The 16,442-nt window shown below is 58.0% G+C and carries 14 protein-coding genes; 8 read left to right on the top strand and 6 right to left on the bottom strand.

The annotated features are described in order from the left end of the window. Nucleotides 1-84 precede the first annotated feature (84 nt). From ACP7E4_RS19665 to ACP7E4_RS19675, 3 genes are all read right to left on the bottom strand, one after another. Nucleotides 85-1,068, bottom strand: coding sequence for a helix-turn-helix domain-containing protein (locus ACP7E4_RS19665; RefSeq protein WP_426117181.1), 984 nt, complete (start codon nt 1,066-1,068; stop codon nt 85-87). Nucleotides 1,069-1,302: 234 nt separating this feature from the next. Beyond that, entirely contained in the window at nt 1,303-1,692 is a 390-nt protein-coding gene (locus tag ACP7E4_RS19670) for a hypothetical protein (RefSeq protein ID WP_426117183.1), read from the bottom strand. Between the two features lie 6 nt (nt 1,693-1,698). After that, a complete protein-coding gene (locus tag ACP7E4_RS19675) occupies nt 1,699-3,201 on the bottom strand; it encodes an aldehyde dehydrogenase family protein (RefSeq protein WP_426117185.1) in 1,503 nt (500 codons plus the stop codon). 367 nt (nt 3,202-3,568) lie between these two features. On the opposite strand from ACP7E4_RS19675, the gene tynA reads away from it, so the two are divergent. Then, nucleotides 3,569-5,857 carry a primary-amine oxidase gene (gene tynA / locus ACP7E4_RS19680; RefSeq protein ID WP_426117187.1) on the top strand — a complete coding sequence of 763 codons (2,289 nt, stop codon included), beginning with the start codon at nt 3,569-3,571 and terminating at the stop codon, nt 5,855-5,857. A gap of 103 nt (nt 5,858-5,960) precedes the next feature. On the opposite strand, the gene feaR is transcribed toward tynA, so the two are convergent. The 3 genes from feaR to paaY all read right to left on the bottom strand — a co-directional run bounded on the left by feaR (nt 5,961) and on the right by paaY (nt 8,582). After that, a complete protein-coding gene (feaR, locus tag ACP7E4_RS19685; RefSeq protein ID WP_426117189.1) occupies nt 5,961-6,875 on the bottom strand; it encodes a transcriptional regulator FeaR in 915 nt (304 codons plus the stop codon). 104 nt (nt 6,876-6,979) lie between these two features. Beyond that, nucleotides 6,980-7,903, bottom strand: coding sequence for a phenylacetic acid degradation operon negative regulatory protein PaaX (paaX, locus tag ACP7E4_RS19690; protein ID WP_426117191.1), 924 nt, complete (start codon nt 7,901-7,903; stop codon nt 6,980-6,982). 79 nt (nt 7,904-7,982) lie between these two features. Then, nucleotides 7,983-8,582 (bottom strand): phenylacetic acid degradation protein PaaY, encoded by a 600-nt coding sequence (gene paaY, locus ACP7E4_RS19695; protein WP_426117193.1) that lies wholly within the window; start codon nt 8,580-8,582, stop codon nt 7,983-7,985. A 371-nt stretch (nt 8,583-8,953) separates the two neighbouring features. On the opposite strand from paaY, the gene paaF reads away from it, so the two are divergent. From paaF to paaA, 7 genes are all read left to right on the top strand, one after another. Further along, nucleotides 8,954-9,727 carry a 2,3-dehydroadipyl-CoA hydratase PaaF gene (gene paaF / locus ACP7E4_RS19700; RefSeq protein WP_426117195.1) on the top strand — a complete coding sequence of 258 codons (774 nt, stop codon included), beginning with the start codon at nt 8,954-8,956 and terminating at the stop codon, nt 9,725-9,727. Between the two features lie 50 nt (nt 9,728-9,777). Then, nucleotides 9,778-10,569, top strand: coding sequence for a 2-(1,2-epoxy-1,2-dihydrophenyl)acetyl-CoA isomerase PaaG (gene paaG / locus ACP7E4_RS19705; RefSeq protein ID WP_426117252.1), 792 nt, complete (start codon nt 9,778-9,780; stop codon nt 10,567-10,569). 3 nt (nt 10,570-10,572) lie between these two features. Further along, on the top strand, nt 10,573-12,090 hold the full coding sequence (paaH, locus tag ACP7E4_RS19710) for a 3-hydroxyacyl-CoA dehydrogenase PaaH (protein WP_426117197.1): 1,518 nt from the start codon (nt 10,573-10,575) through the stop codon (nt 12,088-12,090). Continuing rightward, nucleotides 12,083-12,532, top strand: coding sequence for a hydroxyphenylacetyl-CoA thioesterase PaaI (paaI, locus tag ACP7E4_RS19715; RefSeq protein WP_426117199.1), 450 nt, complete (start codon nt 12,083-12,085; stop codon nt 12,530-12,532). The genes paaH and paaI overlap by 8 nt, the downstream gene beginning before the upstream one ends. Next, a complete protein-coding gene (gene pcaF / locus ACP7E4_RS19720) occupies nt 12,525-13,736 on the top strand; it encodes a 3-oxoadipyl-CoA thiolase (protein ID WP_426117201.1) in 1,212 nt (403 codons plus the stop codon). Before paaI ends, pcaF begins: the two co-directional genes overlap by 8 nt. Before the next feature lie 99 nt (nt 13,737-13,835). After that, nucleotides 13,836-15,173, top strand: a complete 1,338-nt coding sequence (paaK, locus tag ACP7E4_RS19725; protein WP_426117203.1) for a phenylacetate--CoA ligase PaaK — start codon at nt 13,836-13,838, stop codon at nt 15,171-15,173. Between the two features lie 265 nt (nt 15,174-15,438). Then, a complete protein-coding gene (paaA, locus tag ACP7E4_RS19730) occupies nt 15,439-16,428 on the top strand; it encodes a 1,2-phenylacetyl-CoA epoxidase subunit PaaA (RefSeq protein WP_426117205.1) in 990 nt (329 codons plus the stop codon). The last annotated feature ends 14 nt before the right edge of the window (nt 16,429-16,442 follow it).

The raw sequence follows: 16,442 nt of genomic DNA on the forward strand, positions 1-16,442 counted from the left end.
TAGGAGGTTGGCTCGCAGATATTGGTGTAGGAGGCATCCTAGAGAGCGGGGGCGAGCGAGAGTTATCCGATATTGGCAAAGATTTCAGCGATGTAGGGTCTGCGAAGGCAGCTCGCCGAACATAGCCCGATAATCAGCGCAAAACCGACTCAAATGCCAGAATCCCCAACGTGCAGCGACCTTCTGCACAGAGAGCGAAGACGTGCTATCTCGCAATTCACGGCGCGCAGCATTAAGGCGCAGAGCCCGTAAATAAGCCACAGGATTAATCCCCAGGGTTTCCTGAAAACAATACTGAAGCTTGCGTCGGCTGGCTCCTATGCCGTTGCATAGATCGAGGATCGAGAACGGCTCGTCAAGGTGGCTCAGGGCAAACTCACGAGCCCGGTCAACCATCCGTTTACGCGCAGTGGGGTTGAGCGGTGGCGTTTGATCAAGCTCAACAACGTCAAGTAAATGCAACATCACCGTATCGCGAATACCACGGCGAATCGACTCATATCCCAACAGGAAATCCCCACTCTGGCCGCCCTCCTGTAGCTCATCGAGTAATACTTTAAGTTCGCCATCCACTGTGGAGTCACCGAGCCGGTAACAGGTGGGAAAATCAGTAATCCGAAAACGACTCCCCTGGCACCCCTGCACATGCTCAAGAGCCCGCTCCTCGATAGCCACAATCAGCACATCCATGATCTGTGGAATACGTATCTCAGGCAGGTTGTCGCCGTGTGCCACAAGCACACTTGGCTCACGAATCAGATGCCCGGAACAATGGACATCCCCCTGACGACTCAAAGGCACACTGAAGGTAACCGTGCCCTCCCTGGCTGCACCTTTTTTGGTCATGGCCTGATTAGAGCGGTCGCGGACGAGTTGCAACCAGTCAGAACGAAACTCGATTAACTCGCCCTGGAAGCGACCGGGACTCAACTGGTCGTACTCTATCCGCCAACCACTCAAATTGTGGGCATGTTCATCAATGTCGCTGGTTTGCACTCGATGAAGATGAGAGGCCGGTCCCGTCGAGAATCCGGAGGTTGCTTGTACCAAGACATTATTATTGTTCATTGGAAAATCCTGTCCGCACTCAAGGCTTACAGGTTGAGGCTCAGCAAGTTTCATTCCGCGCCAGCAACCGCCTGAAGATTGTGCCGGAAATGGATAGTGACAAGCTGCATGGCAGCGTCAACTTCGACATTTGCTGATAGCGATCGAACCTCTGACCTTAACGAGCAAGCTCCTCTCACGAATATAAAAGTGATGCGATCGAGGCAGCACTCATGATCCGAATGTAAAAAAGGTTTAACCGATAACCTTGAACGCCGTCATCTCTTGCAGTGACAGCGTTAGTAATCGACACGGCACGACACAGAGGTGTCGTCCCAATCGATTAATCAGGTGGGTTTCCGGACTGCCGAACACGGAATGACGAGGCAGAGCGGGAAGCTTTGCTGCTATGACGTATTTATCCATGACAAAGGTCTGCGACAACGTGATACCGCCCGGCATTGAAAAAAGCATTTGAGAATTCTTGAATCTTGTAATCGTTTTGCAAGTCGACGTCGGATTGAGACCAATCCCCAACATATACTCTGCCTGGGGCAATATCTTCCCAATACCCAAGAACACCCAAGCCAGGGAAACGACGACCAATGGTTCACAACGATCAGATTGTGAACCACCGTTAGTCATGAAGGCTCAATGCCGTATGCAAATAGATTTGGTTTCAGTAAAAGCATCGAGCCAATCGACACCGAAATCTCGTCCATTACCAGACTGCTTGAAACCACCGAAAGGCATGTTCGCATCAATAAGCGTGTGGCTGTTGACCCATACCGTACCGGCCTCAATACGTGGTGTCAGGTCCATGGCGGCCGACAAACTACTGGTCCATAAACTGGCCGTGAGCCCGTATTCGGTATCGTTGGCCTTGCTTAGCGCTTCTTCAACATTAGCAACCCGCGTCAGGGTTACTACAGGACCAAACACTTCGTCGCGGGTCAGCGACAGCCTATCATCGGGATTGATGACCAATGTAGGCGAGACATAAAAGCCTTCATTGTTCGGCACCATTGCGCCGCTGATCAGCTCAGCATTGTGGGTGCGAGCCTCTGACAGGTAGGACTCGATTTTCAGTTGATGTGCTTTAGAGGCGACCGGGTTGATTTGAGAGGATGGATCCATGCCCGCCCCAATCGAAAGCCCTTTGACCGCCAGCTCGAAATCGCCCACCAACTGGTCGAAAAGAGGGGCTTCTATGTAAATGCGTGAACTTGCGGCACATACCTGACCCTGATTCAGAAAACTGGCCATCATTAACCCTTCTACCACCTGCTTCGGGTCGGCGTCCTTGAGTACGATGGCCGGATTCTTGCCACCCAGCTCAAGAGTAATTCGGGTCAGCCGGTCCACGGCGCTGCGGGCAATACCCTTACCCGTGGCGGTCGAGCCGGTAAAACTAATTTTGCTGATCAATGGGTGGGTGGTCAGGATTTTACCGCACACGCTGCCGCTGCCTGTCACCAGATTAAATACCCCCGGAGGAACACCCGCTTCTGTGGCTAGTTCGGCCATGCGCATCAACGTCAAGGGAGTGATCTCTGAGGGTTTGATCACGATCGAGCAGCCGGCCGCCAGCGCTGGCATCACCTTCCACATGCCAATCATTAGCGGGAAATTCCAGGGAATAATCCCGGCTACCACTCCAATGGGTTCTTTGCGCGTGTACGCGGTATATCGAGCCCCGACGGGAACAGGGATCGACAGGTCCAGCGTACGCCCCGAGATTTTGGTGGTCAGCCCTGCTGTATAGCGCATCCAGTTCAAGGTGCAGCCCACCTCAAAGGCCCGCGAAACAGCAATCGATTTGCCTTGCTCCAGGGTTTCCAACTGAGCCAGTTCTTCCGCATGCTGTTCGAGTAAGTCGGCATAGCGCAGCAAAATACGTTCGCGCTCTGCGGGTAGACGGCGAGACCATACGCCAGAAAGAAAAGCTTCATGGGCCGACTTCACAGCACGTTCTACATCGAACTCATTGGCGTCGGCGGTGGAGGCAATCTGAAGGCCCGTTGAAGGATCGTAGACCGGCAAGGTGCTGGTGGACTGCGCGCTTACCCAACCGCCATCGATGTACAAACCACGGCGTTGCTTCAAGAAGGCGTTGACACTGTCCAGGGTCGCGACCTTATTACTATAATTCATGATCCTTGCCTCGCGCTGATGATTGGAAACAACGGCCCACTGTAATACTCACCAACGACACGTTATGAGTAACAGCGCTCTCAGCTAGAGACTAATTCAGCCATTGCTCGTTTGACTTTTCGTCTGTGCCAGACAGGTTTCTATCCCTGCCAATTTGAATTCAGATGGCTCGGTGGCTATGAGTGGGTCAGTGACCTTTACCTTCCCTCCAGTCCCGACTACTCACACGTTCGATGAGTCGCCAGTCGGGAAAAATTGATTTAGGCACAGAGCAAAAGGTTTCTGGCAAGAATCAAAAAGAAGCTATCCACCAGCTGTAGCAAAGTGCAGGTGTGCCTGTCCCCGGCTCGTCTCAAGGAATTCAGAAATGTTCACGTCCGTTGCGTTGCTAAAAACAAAACCGCTTGCCCGACTCGCGCTGGCCATTACCTTGGGCACGCTCGGGTTGCCTTGCTGGATATCCAATGCCAATGCCCACGGGGCAGCTGCCGAAATGGTACCTCTACAATCGACCCTTGAGGAGTTTGGCGCCACGGTCAATTGGGACAACTATGCCAACCTGTTTGTCATTGCCAAGGACGGTGTCTACCTCAAGGTCAAACCGGACAGCAAGGTGGCCATGTTTAACGGCAAGCGGCTGGAGCTGTCGGTACCGGTGGTGTTCAAAGACAAGACCGCGTTCATGTCCAAGGACTTCATCAACCAGGTATTCCAGTCCGGCCTGGACAAGACCTTTGTCGTCGAGACCCGCCCTAACCCGCTCAACCCGCTGAGCGCCGACGAAATCAAGGCGGCGGTGGATGTCGTCAAGAATTCCGCCAACTACAAGCCTGGCTTTCGTTTCACCGAAGTTTCCGTCAATGAGCCACCCAAGGATCAGGTCTGGAATTTCGTCTACACCGGCCAGAACGTAACCCAACCTCGCCAGGCCAATATCGTGGTGCTCGATGGCAAGCATGTGATCGAGGGTCTGGTCGATCTCGACAGCAAGACACTCAAGTCCTGGAAACCCGTCGAAGGCGCTCACGGCATGGTCTTGCTGGATGACTTCGCTACTGTGCAGTCTGCCATTGAATCGAGCCCGGAATACGCGCAAGCACTGGTCAAGCGCGGCATCACCGACGTCAAAAAGGTCGTGGCCACCCCATTGACCGTCGGTTACTTCGATGGCAAAGACGGTCTGGCGCAAGATAAACGACTGCTGAAAATCGTCAGTTACCTCAACACCGATGACGGCAACTACTGGGCGCATCCGATCGAGGGCCTGGTCGCGATTGTCGATCTTGAGCAAAAGAAGCTGATCAAGATCGAAGACGAGGCGATCATCCCGGTCCCGATGAAGCCAACACCCTATGACGGGCGTGGCCGCAAAGGCACGGAGATCAAGCCGCTGGAAATCATTGAGCCCGAGGGGAAAAACTACACCATTACCGGCAACAGTATTCATTGGCAGAACTGGGACTTTCATGTTCGCCTCGATTCGCGGGTCGGCCCGATCCTGTCCACAGTCACCTATGACGACAAGGGCAAGAAACGCAAGATTATGTACGAGGGCTCGCTGGGCGGCATGATCGTGCCTTACGGCGACCCCGATGGCGGCTGGTACTTCAAGGCCTATCTAGACTCGGGCGATTACGGCATGGGCACCTTGACCTCGCCAATCGCGCGCGGCAAGGACGCTCCGGAAAACGCCGTGCTGCTGGACGCGACGATTGCCGACTACACCGGCGCACCGACTTCGATCCCGCGCGCGATGGCGGTGTTCGAGCGCTACGCCGGCCCGGAGTACAAACACCAGGAGATGGGCCAGCCCAACCTCAGCACTGAGCGTCGTGAACTGGTGGTGCGCTGGATCAGCACCGTCGGCAACTACGACTACATCTTCGACTGGGTCTTCCAGCAAAACGGCACCATTGGCATCGATGCCGGTGCCACCGGGATCGAAGCGGTCAAGGGTGTGAAATCCAAAACCATGCATGAGGCCACGGCCAAGGAAGACACCCGCTACGGCACCCTGCTGGACCACAACATCGTCGGCACCACCCACCAGCACATCTACAACTTCCGTCTGGATATGGATGTTGACGGTGAAAACAACTCACTGGTTGAAGTGAACCCGGTGGTTGCCGCGAACGACCGTGGCGGGCCGCGGACCAGTACGATGCAGACCGAGCAACAAGTGGTCGGCACCGAACAGCAGGCTGCACAGAAATTCGACCCCTCGACCGTCCGCCTGCTGACCAACTTCAGCAAGGAAAACAAAGTCGGCAACCCGGTTTCCTACCAACTGATTCCTTATGCCGGCGGTACGCACCCGGTAGCCAAAGGCGCCAACTTCGGCAAGGACGAATGGCTCTATCACCGCCTGAGCTTCATGGACAAGCAACTCTGGGTGACTCGCTACAATCCTGAAGAGAAGTACCCAGAAGGTAAGTACCCTAATCGTTCAGACAAAGACGCTGGGTTAGGGCAGTTCACCCACGATAACCAGTCCATCGAAAATACCGATGATGTTGTCTGGCTGACCACCGGCACCACTCACATCGCCCGGGCCGAAGAGTGGCCAATCATGCCAACCGAATGGGTTCATGTACTGTTGAAACCCTGGAATTTCTTCGATGAAACGCCCACTTTGAACTTGAACGCACCGAAATAAACAAGGCACTAAAAAGGGGGCTCCTGAGGAGCCTCCTTTTTCGTACGTATTTAAAGCCCATTCCCCGAATGCCACAGCAATCGTTCAGCGACCATCACTGCAATCAAGCGTGTTGCTTGCGGTATTCCCCAGGAGAAATCCCGAAGCGGGATTTGAACGCCGTGGAGAAGTAGCTCGAATCGGAGAACCCCCACGAGTAACCCAGTACCGACAACTTCTGCTCCATGCCCGACTGGCGCAGGGATTCAGCGCACAAATCCAGTCGGCGATTCTTGATGTAGCGCGCGACCACCAGCCCCTTCTTGGCAAACATCCGATAGAGCCCACGGGTTGACATGCCGACTTCCCGCGCCAGCCATTCAGGGCAGAGGTCTTCCGAACGGATATGATCGTCAATGTAGTCGAGAGTTTTGCGAAAGATCCGTTCATGCAAATCACTGCAGTCTTCTGTATAGCCGATAGCCGGGCGCAGCAGGCTGACAACGGCCAACAGGGTCGCTTCGCTTTCCTGCTGGCTCAGGTTTTTCTGGCGAGTGGCATCCAGTATCAGGTGGCGAGAAAGCACCGCGATCGGTGAAGTCGCAGCAATCCGATGACCGCACTTGACTTGATTGAAGCGCAGGGTCTGCTCAACCAACGGGTACGGCAGAATCAGCGACAACTGCCGCGAGTTCTCGCTGTAGGTGAAGTCGCTGGGGCGTGAAGCGTCAATCAGCGTGATATCACCGGCTGACAGTGATACCCGATTGTCGCCCTGGGCCATACCGGCGGTGCCATCGAGCTGGAATACCGCAAAGTATTTCCCCCCTTCACCAGCGGCGACTTCCAGCGGTGTGCGGTACAGCCGAGCCTGGCAGGCATCGACAAAACTGAGCTTCAGCGCACCGCTTTGGTATTCCCGGATCTGGCCGGAAAACTCAGCGCCGAGGGTTTGTGCGTTGAAGGCGCCGCAGATCTGATTGATCTGATGGATCCACTGATCAAACCCATCACGGCGATGTGCAGTTGTAGAAATCATGTCAGGCCTCACGCAGGCTTATTTTTATTTTCTACGCCAATCCACGATAAATCGGGACGCTTCGGATCTCGCTGAACAGCGATTACTCCCTGAACGATGGCAGGCTATTTAAGCCCGCCAAAACGCCGATAGAAACTTTCACCGACGTCCGGCAGCGGGCCGTCGGCCGTTTCCAGTGCACTGTTCAGCCACTCTTCGGCCTTGGTGTAGATCAACCGGTAAATATTGCGGCACAGCTGCCGTGCCGCACGCCCTTCCCAGTCCCCGGGTAATAGCTCATCGGGTAACTGCGGGTCGCGCAGCAGCAACTTTCGATATTCATGAATAAGCAGGACTCGCGCCAGGAAGCAGTCCGAAGGCTGCAAATTCTCTTGCTCGCGAAGAGCTTGCCAGAGCGGGCGAAACAACTGAATGAACTCACTGTAGTGGGCCGCCAATTCCTCAATGCTCCAACTCTCGCGCACCTGCATGCGCAGCGCTTTGGACGCCAACACATCCTGGGCGGTGGTTTCAAAAACGATGGTCTCTTCCTGAGCCCCCAAGTCGAGCAAGGTCGCGTTGACGTCAGCTCGGTCGCTGCGTGGGCAAGCCAGTACTACCGGCGAAATTGCACCAAAACCTTGCCACTCCAGTTCTTCACGCACTTGCTTGCGCTTTTCCTGCGTCAACTGAGAGAGCATCACCAGACACCAGGAACCGTCCCAGGCCGGCACTGTGGAGCTGTACACCCGCTTGAAGGCCTTGTCGAAGCGGCGCCGACCAGCGCCGGTCAGGCTGTAGTAGCTACGGCGACCGACTTTCTCGGCGGTCAGCCAGCCTTCCTTGGTCAGGCGAAAGATCGAGGTACGGATCAGCCGTTCGTTGATACCGATAGGCTCGAGCAACTGGATCAGACTGCCTAGCCAGACTGTACCGCCGTGGGGTTCAATGGCATCCCCGTACAAAGTGATGATCAACGAGCTGGCGCGGATCGGCGTCTGCTCCTGAAAGCGTATGATAAGAGAATTCAACGGAGCAAGGGACGACATGGGCGTACCAGACAGGAAAAAAGGCTGAAATATACCCGGCGACCGGCCCGCGTGACCACCGTGCTATTGCGCTGCATGCTCATAGCGCCACCGCCCCCTTGGGCCGCAAACCGCTATCGCTGATCCGTGGGCGATCGGGTTCCGGCTCGGTCAGCGGTTCGCAGACCTGCATCTGCTCAAGGCAGCGCTTGGCCAGTTGCTGATATTCGCGGGTGCCCGCCTGCTTCCACGACACCTCCTCATCACTGAGGCTGCGCTTGACGCTGGCCGGCGCGCCCATCACCAGTGACTGCTCGGGGCATTCGAATCCGGCCTTGACGAAGGCCGCTGCCGAAACAAATGAGCGAGGGCCAATGCGCGCGTTATCCATCACCACCGCATTCATGCCCACCAGCGCATCGGCGCCGATCCGGCAACCGTGCAACACCGCACCATGACCAATATGGCCGTTGCGCTCGACCACGGTGTCGCTGTCTGGAAAACCGTGCATCACGCAGGTGTCCTGCAGATTGGCGCCCTCTTCCAGCACGATCCGCCCAAAGTCCCCGCGCAGACTGGCCAGCGGCCCGACGTAGCAATGGGGGCCGACAATCACGTCACCGATCAGGACGGCCGACGGATGAACGTAAGCAGTGGGATCAACCACCGGGGTCAAGCCATCGAGGCTGTAGCAAGTCATGGGACGTTCCTTTAAGCGCAATGCCGGGTCTATTTACAAAGCGATGCCGATATGGAGTCATCTTGTATCACATCGCTCTTACCAGCACAAAGACAGAAAACCGTATCACTTAATCCCGACGCTTGAAGAAGGCCCAGCGATGCGTCTATCTAAGCCATTGAAACCAATAAAACTGGCGATTATCTGGTCACCACCCTCCTCATAAGACCGCCATAAAAACGCACACCAGCCATCAATAAGACACATTAAATCACTTTGACTATTGTATTTACGTATCACGTTATAGGTATACTCAGGCAAAACCGGCCCACCGAGCCGATCCAATAATGAGCCGGCATTACAGCCGAGCGTGCACCGTGAGAGCATCCGCCATGCCTCTAACTCTTGCTGTCGAGTTCATCGAGCCGGGCGTCCGCCTGATTACCCTGCAGCGCCCACAAGCGCTGAACGCCCTGACCACCGAACTGCTCGGTGAACTGGCGGACGAGCTCAACGCTGCGCAAGCCGATCCCGACACCCGCGCCGTAGTCCTGACCGGCAGCCGCAAAGCCTTCGCGGCCGGCGCCGACATCAAGGAAATGGCCGAACGCAATCTGGTCGGCATTCTCGACGACCCACGCCAGGCGTCGTGGCAGACCATCACCCGCTTCAACAAACCGCTGATCGCCGCCGTCAACGGCTTCGCCCTCGGCGGTGGCTGCGAACTGGCGATGCACGCCGACATCATCATTGCCGGTGAAGACGCCCGCTTCGGCCAGCCGGAAATCAATCTCGGGATCATGCCCGGCGCCGGTGGCACCCAACGCCTGCTGCGCGCCGTCGGTAAATCCATGGCCATGCAGATGGTCCTGACCGGCGAGGCGATCGACGCCCGCCAGGCCCAACGTGCCGGCCTGGTCAGTGAAGTGACCCAACCGGAATTCACCGTCGAACGCGCCCTGCAAATCGCCCGCGGCATTGCCGGCAAAGCACCGCTGGCCGTGCGTCTGGCCAAGGAAGCGCTGCTCAAGGCGATGGACACCGACCTGGCCAGCGGCCTGCGCTTCGAACGCCACGCCTTCACCGTGCTGGCCGGCACCGGCGATCGTGATGAAGGCATCCGGGCCTTTCAGGAAAAGCGCACGCCGACCTTCACCGGCCAGTAACCCGGCCATCAGTCACTGATTCGAACGACCTCTCAGAGAGCGCCATGACCATGAACTACGAACACATCCTGTTTTCCATCGAGGCCGGCGTCGCCCTGCTCAGCCTCAATCGACCGGACCAGCTCAACAGCTTCAATGCGCAAATGCATGGCGAAGTGAAGGAAGCGTTGAAACAGGTCCGACAGAACCCGGACGTGCGCGTCCTGTTGCTGACCGGTGAAGGGCGCGGCTTTTGCGCCGGGCAAGACCTCAGCGACCGCAATGTCGCGCCGGACAGTGCTGTGCCGGATCTTGGCGAATCCATTGAGAAGTTCTATAACCCGCTGATCCGCCAACTTCGCGACCTGCCACTGCCGGTGATCTGCGCGGTCAACGGCGTGGCGGCCGGCGCGGGCGCCAACATTCCCCTGGTCTGCGACCTGGTCCTGGCCGCACGCTCGGCGAGTTTCATTCAAGCCTTCTGCAAAATCGGCCTGATTCCCGACTCCGGCGGCACCTGGACGCTGCCGCGCCTGGTCGGCATGGCCCGCGCCAAGGCGCTTGCCTTGCTCGGTAATCGCCTGACGGCGGAGCAGGCCGAGCAATGGGGATTGATCTACCGGGTCGTCGACGATGCCGAACTGCGCAACGAAGCCCTGACGCTCGCCCGCCACCTGGCCACGCAACCGACCTACGGTCTGGCGCTGATCAAGCGCAGCCTGAACGCCAGCCTGAGCAACACCTTTGACGAACAGCTGGAGCTGGAAAAAGACCTGCAACGCCTGGCCGGGCGCAGCGAGGATTACCGTGAGGGCGTCAGCGCCTTCATGGAGAAACGCAACCCAAGCTTCAAGGGGCGCTGAGTCATGACTGCATTGAACACCAACGCGCGCATCGCGGTGATCGGCGCCGGCGCCATGGGCGCCGGCATTGCCCAGGTCGCGGCACAGGCCGGCCATTCGGTTATGTTGCTGGACAATCGTCCGGACGCCGCCGCCCAGGCCATCGATGGCATCGACCGACAGTTGGGTAAACGCGTCGAGAACGGCAAGCTGTCCGCCGAATCCCGCAGCGCGACCCTTGCTCGCCTGCAAGCCGTGCAAGACATCGAAGCCCTAGCCGATTGCGCACTGATTATCGAAGCTATCGTCGAGAACCTTGAGGTCAAACGTGCCCTGTTCCGGCAGCTGGAAGACATTTGCGGCGAGCACTGCATCCTGGCCAGCAACACCTCGTCACTGTCGATTACCAGCATCGCCGCGCAACTGCGCCATCCGCAACGCCTGCTCGGCCTGCACTTCTTCAACCCGGCACCCGTTATGGCGCTGGTGGAAATCGTCTCCGGCCTGGCCAGCGATCCAGCCCTGGCGGCCTGCCTGTACGACACCGCCAGGGCCTGGGGCAAAAAACCGGTGCATACCCGCTCGACGCCAGGCTTTATCGTCAACCGCGTGGCCCGACCATTCTATGCCGAGAGCCTGCGCTTGCTTCAGGAGGGTGCCGCCGATCATCCGACACTGGATGCGCTGATGCGCGATGCCGGCGGCTTCGCCATGGGCGCGTTCGAATTGACTGACTTGATTGGCCATGACGTCAACTATGCCGTGACCTGCTCGGTGTTTGATGCCTATTACGGTGATAACCGCTTTCAGCCCTCGCTTATTCAAAAAGAACTGGTGGACGCCGGGCGCCTGGGACGAAAAAGCGGCCAAGGCTTTTACAGCTACGGCGAAGCTGCCGAGCGTCCGCAGCCCGCTACAATCATTAGCAAGCGGCCCGTTGAAACGTGTGTCGCGGAAGGCAACCTGGGCATAGCACAACCTCTGATTTCACGCTTGCGCGAGCAAGGCATCGACGTCATCCAGCGCGATGGCCGCGGATTGCTGCGGGTCGGTGACGCCGTACTGGCACTGAGCGACGGGCGCATGGCCTGCCAACGCGCCAAAGAAGAAGGCCTGCACAACCTGATCCTTTTGGACCTGGTGTTCGACTACGCACAGTCCAGTCGAATCGCTATCAGCTATTGCGAGAACATTGATGACATCGCCCTTCAACAGGGTGTCGCTCTGCTGCAGCGGGCCGGCCTGAAAGTCAGCCAACTCAGCGACAGCCCTGCCCTTGCCGTACTTCGCACCGTTGTCATGCTCGCCAACGAAGCCGCCGACGCCTTGTTACAAGACGTCGCCTCAGCCAGCGACATCGACCTGGCGATGCGCGCCGGCGTCAATTACCCCCAAGGCCCCCTTGCCTGGGCCGATGCCATCGGGCTTTCGCATGTCCTTAAGGTGTTGGAAAACCTGCAAGCCAGTTATGGCGAAGAACGCTATCGGCCGTCGCTGCTATTGCGCCGCCGGGTCGCCGAAGGGAGAAATTTTCATGACTAACCACGAAGCGATGAACCTGGCCAGCACCTGCGCGCAAACAATGTTCAAGCGCGACGCCGCCAGTCAGGCAATGGGCATGCGCCTGCTCTCGGTGGCGCCAGGTGCAGCCCGCGTGGGCATGAGCGTGCGCGCCGACATGATTCAGGGCCACGGCACCTGCCACGGCGGTTACCTGTTTGCCCTCGCCGACTCGGCGTTTGCCTTTGCCTGCAACAGCTACAACGAGGCCACGGTCGCTATCGGCTGCAGCATCGACTACATCGCCCCGGCGCGCTTGGGCGACACCTTGAATGCCGACTGCATCGAGCAAAGCCGTTGCGGTCGCACCGGCAACTATGACGTACGCATTGAAAACCAACTGGGCCAGCTCATCGCGCTGTTCCATGGCAAATCCTACAAAGTGCGCGGCGCTGTGCTGACGCAGGAGAACCCGAATGAATGACGCCTTGATCATCGATGCGGTGCGGACCCCAATTGGCCGCTACGCCGGAGCCTTGAGCAGCGTGCGCGCCGACGACCTCGGCGCGGTGCCGCTGCGCGAATTGCTGCGCCGTCACCCGCAAGTCGACTGGAATGCTGTTGATGACGTGATCTACGGCTGCGCCAACCAAGCCGGCGAAGACAACCGCAACGTCGCGCGCATGTCGGCGCTGCTGGCTGGATTGCCGGTCAGCGTGCCCGGCACCACGCTCAACCGTCTATGCGGTTCCGGACTGGATGCCATCGGCACCGCCGCCCGGGCGATTCGCTGTGGCGAGGCCGGGTTGATGCTGGTCGGCGGTGTCGAATCGATGTCCCGTGCACCGCTGGTGATGGGCAAGGCCGAGCAAGCGTTTTCCCGCGATGCGCACATCTACGACACCACCATCGGCTGGCGTTTCGTCAATCCACTGATGAAAAAAGCCTACGGCATCGACTCCATGCCGGAGACCGCCGAGAACGTCGCCGAGCAGTTCAACATCTCCCGCGCCGATCAGGACGCCTTCGCCCTGCGCAGCCAGCAACGTGCCGGCACGGCTCAGGCCAGCGGCCGCCTGGCCAAGGAAATCGTCGCGGTAGAAATCCCCCAGCGCAAAGGCCCGGGCAAAGTCGTCGAGCATGACGAACACCCGCGCGGCGATACCACGCTTGAGCAGTTGCAGAAGCTCGGCACGCCGTTTCGCGAAGGTGGCAGCATCACCGCCGGCAATGCGTCCGGGGTCAACGACGGCGCTTGCGCGCTGTTGCTGGCCAGCCCGGAAGTCGCCAAACGCCACGGCCTGAAGGCTCGCGGCCGGGTCGTCGCCATGGCCACCGCGGGCGTCGAACCACGGATCATGGGCATCGGCCCGCTGCCGGCGACGCGCAAGGTACTGGAACTGGCGAACTTAAGTCTGGCGGACATGGACGTGATCGAACTCAACGAAGCCTTTGCCGCCCAGGGCCTAGCGGTGTTGCGCGAACTCGGCCTGAGCGACACCGACCCGCGGGTCAATCCCAACGGCGGTGCCATTGCCCTCGGTCATCCGCTGGGCATGAGCGGCGCACGGCTGGTGACCACCGCCCTGCATGAATTGGAAGAACGTCAGGGTCGCTACGCCTTGTGCACCATGTGCATCGGCGTTGGCCAGGGCATCGCGCTGATCATCGAGCGCCTGTCCGACTAAAGAAACGCGATTCCCGGGGAGCAGAGAGGTATCCTTGGGGCATGCACTCTAAGCCCTTGTGCGAAAGGGCTGAAACACAAAAATAATTCGAGTGAAGTTATGAACATACCAATTGCCAAAGCCGTGCTAGATCCAGTGCTAGATCCAGTGCTGGAACCGATTGAAACCGCCAGCATCGACGAACTCCGCCAGCTCCAACTGGAGCGTCTGCGCTGGAGCCTTAAACACGCGTATCAGAACGTGCCGCTGTACCGTCAACGCTTCGATGCGTTGGGTGTGCACCCGGATGACATCCAGTCGCTGGAAGACTTGGCGAAGTTTCCTTTCACCACTAAATCCGACCTGCGCGACAACTACCCCTACGGCATGTTCGCCGTGCCGATGCATGACGTAGTGCGCCTGCATGCTTCCAGCGGCACCACCGGCAAACCGACCGTCGTTGGCTACACCCAGAACGACATCGAAACCTGGGCCAACGTGGTCGCCCGCTCGATCCGCGCGGCGGGTGGCCGACGTGGCGACAAAGTGCATATTTCCTATGGTTACGGCCTGTTCACCGGCGGTCTCGGCGCCCACTACGGTGCCGAACGCCTGGGTTGCACGGTGATTCCGATGTCCGGCGGGCAGACTGAAAAGCAAGTGCAGCTGATCAAGGACTTCCAGCCAGACATCATCATGGTCACGCCGTCCTACATGCTCAACATCGCCGATGAAATCGAGCGTCAGGGCATCGACCCGCACAAACTGGCGCTGCGCCTGGGCATCTTCGGCGCCGAACCCTGGACCGCCGAGCTGCGCAGCGCCATCGAAAATCGCCTGGGCATTACCGCCCTGGACATCTACGGCCTATCGGAAATCATGGGGCCAGGCGTCGCCATGGAATGCGCCGAAACCAAGGACGGGCCGACGATCTGGGAAGACCACTTCTACCCGGAAATCATCGATCCGGTCACGGGTGAAGTGCTGCCGGACGGGCAGATGGGCGAGCTGGTGTTTACGTCGCTGAGTAAAGAAGCGCTGCCGATGATCCGCTATCGCACCCGCGATTTGACTCGCCTGTTGCCGGGCACTGCGCGGCCGATGCGACGTATCGACAAGATCACTGGACGCAGTGATGACATGTTGATCATTCGCGGGGTTAACGTGTTTCCGACGCAGATTGAGGAGCAGGTGCTGAAAACCAAACAGCTTGCGGAGTGTTATGAGATTCATCTGTATCGCAATGGCAACCTGGACAGCGTTGATGTGCATGTGGAGCTTAAGGCTGAACATCAGCATTTAGGGGATGACCAGCAGAAGGCTGTGTGTGCGGAGTTGAGCCGGCATATCAAGACGTATATCGGGATCAGTTCGCGGATTGTTTTGCAGCCTATGCATTCGATCAAGCGGTCTGAGGGTAAGGCTTGTCATGTGATGGATAAGCGTCCCAAAGGATGACTGCTGCACCCTTTATGGCCCCGCTTCGGCGGGGTTTTTTTTGGATTTTGTATTGGGTGTATATCCATTTCTTAGGTGACGGCGGCGTAGGGCCGCCGTTACCGAAGAAACGGATACGCATACATAACCCCACCCCAAAAACAACCACTCATCCCAAAGCGATACAAAAACACATGCGACACGTTATTTTGTGTTTGATATTAATTTCCGTATCGCTTATAAAGTTCTCTATGCCATCAAACAGATTCACGGCGGGAGACCCCCCATGTACGCACAGCTCGTTGAAACCGGCGTCAAGCGCATAAAAGACCTGGCGGAGATGTCCGACCAGGAACGCGCTTTCCAGGAAAAAATCGATTCAGAAATCAAGATCGAAGCCAAAAACTGGATGCCCGATGCCTATCGCCAAACCCTCATCCGGCAGATCTCCCAGCACGCCCACTCCGAAATCGTCGGCATGCTGCCCGAAGGCAACTGGGTCACCCGCGCGCCATCGCTCAAACGCAAACTGCAATTGATGGCGAAGATTCAGGACGAAGCCGGCCACGGCCTATACCTCTACAGCGCCATGGAAACCTTGGGCGCCGACCGCGATGAAGAAATCGCCAAACTGCACAGCGGCAAGGCCAAGTACTCCAGCATCTTCAACTACCCAACCTTGAACTGGGCCGACATGGGCGCGGTGGGCTGGCTGGTGGACGGCGCCGCGATCGTCAATCAGGTCGTGTTGCAGCGCACCTCCTACGGCCCCTACTCCCGGGCCATGGTGCGGATCTGCAAGGAAGAAAGTTTTCACCAGCGCCAGGGTTACGAAATTCTCCTGACCATGATGCGCCACGGCAATCAGGCGCAAAAAGACATGGTCCAGGACGCGATCAATCGCCTGTGGTGGCCGTCGCTGATGATGTTCGGTCCAAGCGACGAACACTCGCCAAACAGCGCCCAGTCCATGGCCTGGAAAATCAAGCGCCAGAGCAACGACGAACTGCGCCAGCGCTTCATCGACCAAACCATCCCGCAGCTGGAACTGCTGGGTTGCACCTGCCCCGATCCGGACCTGAAGTGGAACGCCGAGCGCGGCCATTACGACTTCGGCGAAATCCAGTGGAGCGAGTTCTACGAAGTGCTCAAGGGCAACGGCCCGTGCAACCAGGAACGCGTCGCCACCCGCCGCAAAGCCATTGAAGACGGTACTTGGGTCCGCGAAGCCGCGGTCGCCCACGCTCGTAAAAAACAGAACAAGAACGCCGCCTGATCGGCCCCCTGATG

The organism is Pseudomonas sp. DSP3-2-3 (assembly GCF_049898225.1).
In the GTDB taxonomy this organism is placed as follows: Bacteria; Pseudomonadota; Gammaproteobacteria; order Pseudomonadales; family Pseudomonadaceae; genus Aquipseudomonas.

What these genes read in the sequence shown, in the direction of transcription:
- ACP7E4_RS19675 (WP_426117185.1), bottom strand. Translation starts at nt 3,201, where the DNA reads ATGAATTATAGTAATAAGGTCGCGACCCTGGACAGTGTCAACGCCTTC.
- paaX (WP_426117191.1), bottom strand. Translation starts at nt 7,903, where the DNA reads ATGTCGTCCCTTGCTCCGTTGAATTCTCTTATCATACGCTTTCAGGAG.
- paaK (WP_426117203.1), top strand. Translation starts at nt 13,836, where the DNA reads ATGAACATACCAATTGCCAAAGCCGTGCTAGATCCAGTGCTAGATCCA.
- paaY (WP_426117193.1), bottom strand. Translation starts at nt 8,582, where the DNA reads ATGACTTGCTACAGCCTCGATGGCTTGACCCCGGTGGTTGATCCCACT.
- pcaF (WP_426117201.1), top strand. Translation starts at nt 12,525, where the DNA reads ATGAATGACGCCTTGATCATCGATGCGGTGCGGACCCCAATTGGCCGC.
- tynA (WP_426117187.1), top strand. Translation starts at nt 3,569, where the DNA reads ATGTTCACGTCCGTTGCGTTGCTAAAAACAAAACCGCTTGCCCGACTC.
- feaR (WP_426117189.1), bottom strand. Translation starts at nt 6,875, where the DNA reads ATGATTTCTACAACTGCACATCGCCGTGATGGGTTTGATCAGTGGATC.
- paaI (WP_426117199.1), top strand. Translation starts at nt 12,083, where the DNA reads ATGACTAACCACGAAGCGATGAACCTGGCCAGCACCTGCGCGCAAACA.
- ACP7E4_RS19670 (WP_426117183.1), bottom strand. Translation starts at nt 1,692, where the DNA reads ATGACTAACGGTGGTTCACAATCTGATCGTTGTGAACCATTGGTCGTC.
- paaH (WP_426117197.1), top strand. Translation starts at nt 10,573, where the DNA reads ATGACTGCATTGAACACCAACGCGCGCATCGCGGTGATCGGCGCCGGC.
- ACP7E4_RS19665 (WP_426117181.1), bottom strand. Translation starts at nt 1,068, where the DNA reads ATGAACAATAATAATGTCTTGGTACAAGCAACCTCCGGATTCTCGACG.
- paaF (WP_426117195.1), top strand. Translation starts at nt 8,954, where the DNA reads ATGCCTCTAACTCTTGCTGTCGAGTTCATCGAGCCGGGCGTCCGCCTG.
- paaA (WP_426117205.1), top strand. Translation starts at nt 15,439, where the DNA reads ATGTACGCACAGCTCGTTGAAACCGGCGTCAAGCGCATAAAAGACCTG.
- paaG (WP_426117252.1), top strand. Translation starts at nt 9,778, where the DNA reads ATGAACTACGAACACATCCTGTTTTCCATCGAGGCCGGCGTCGCCCTG.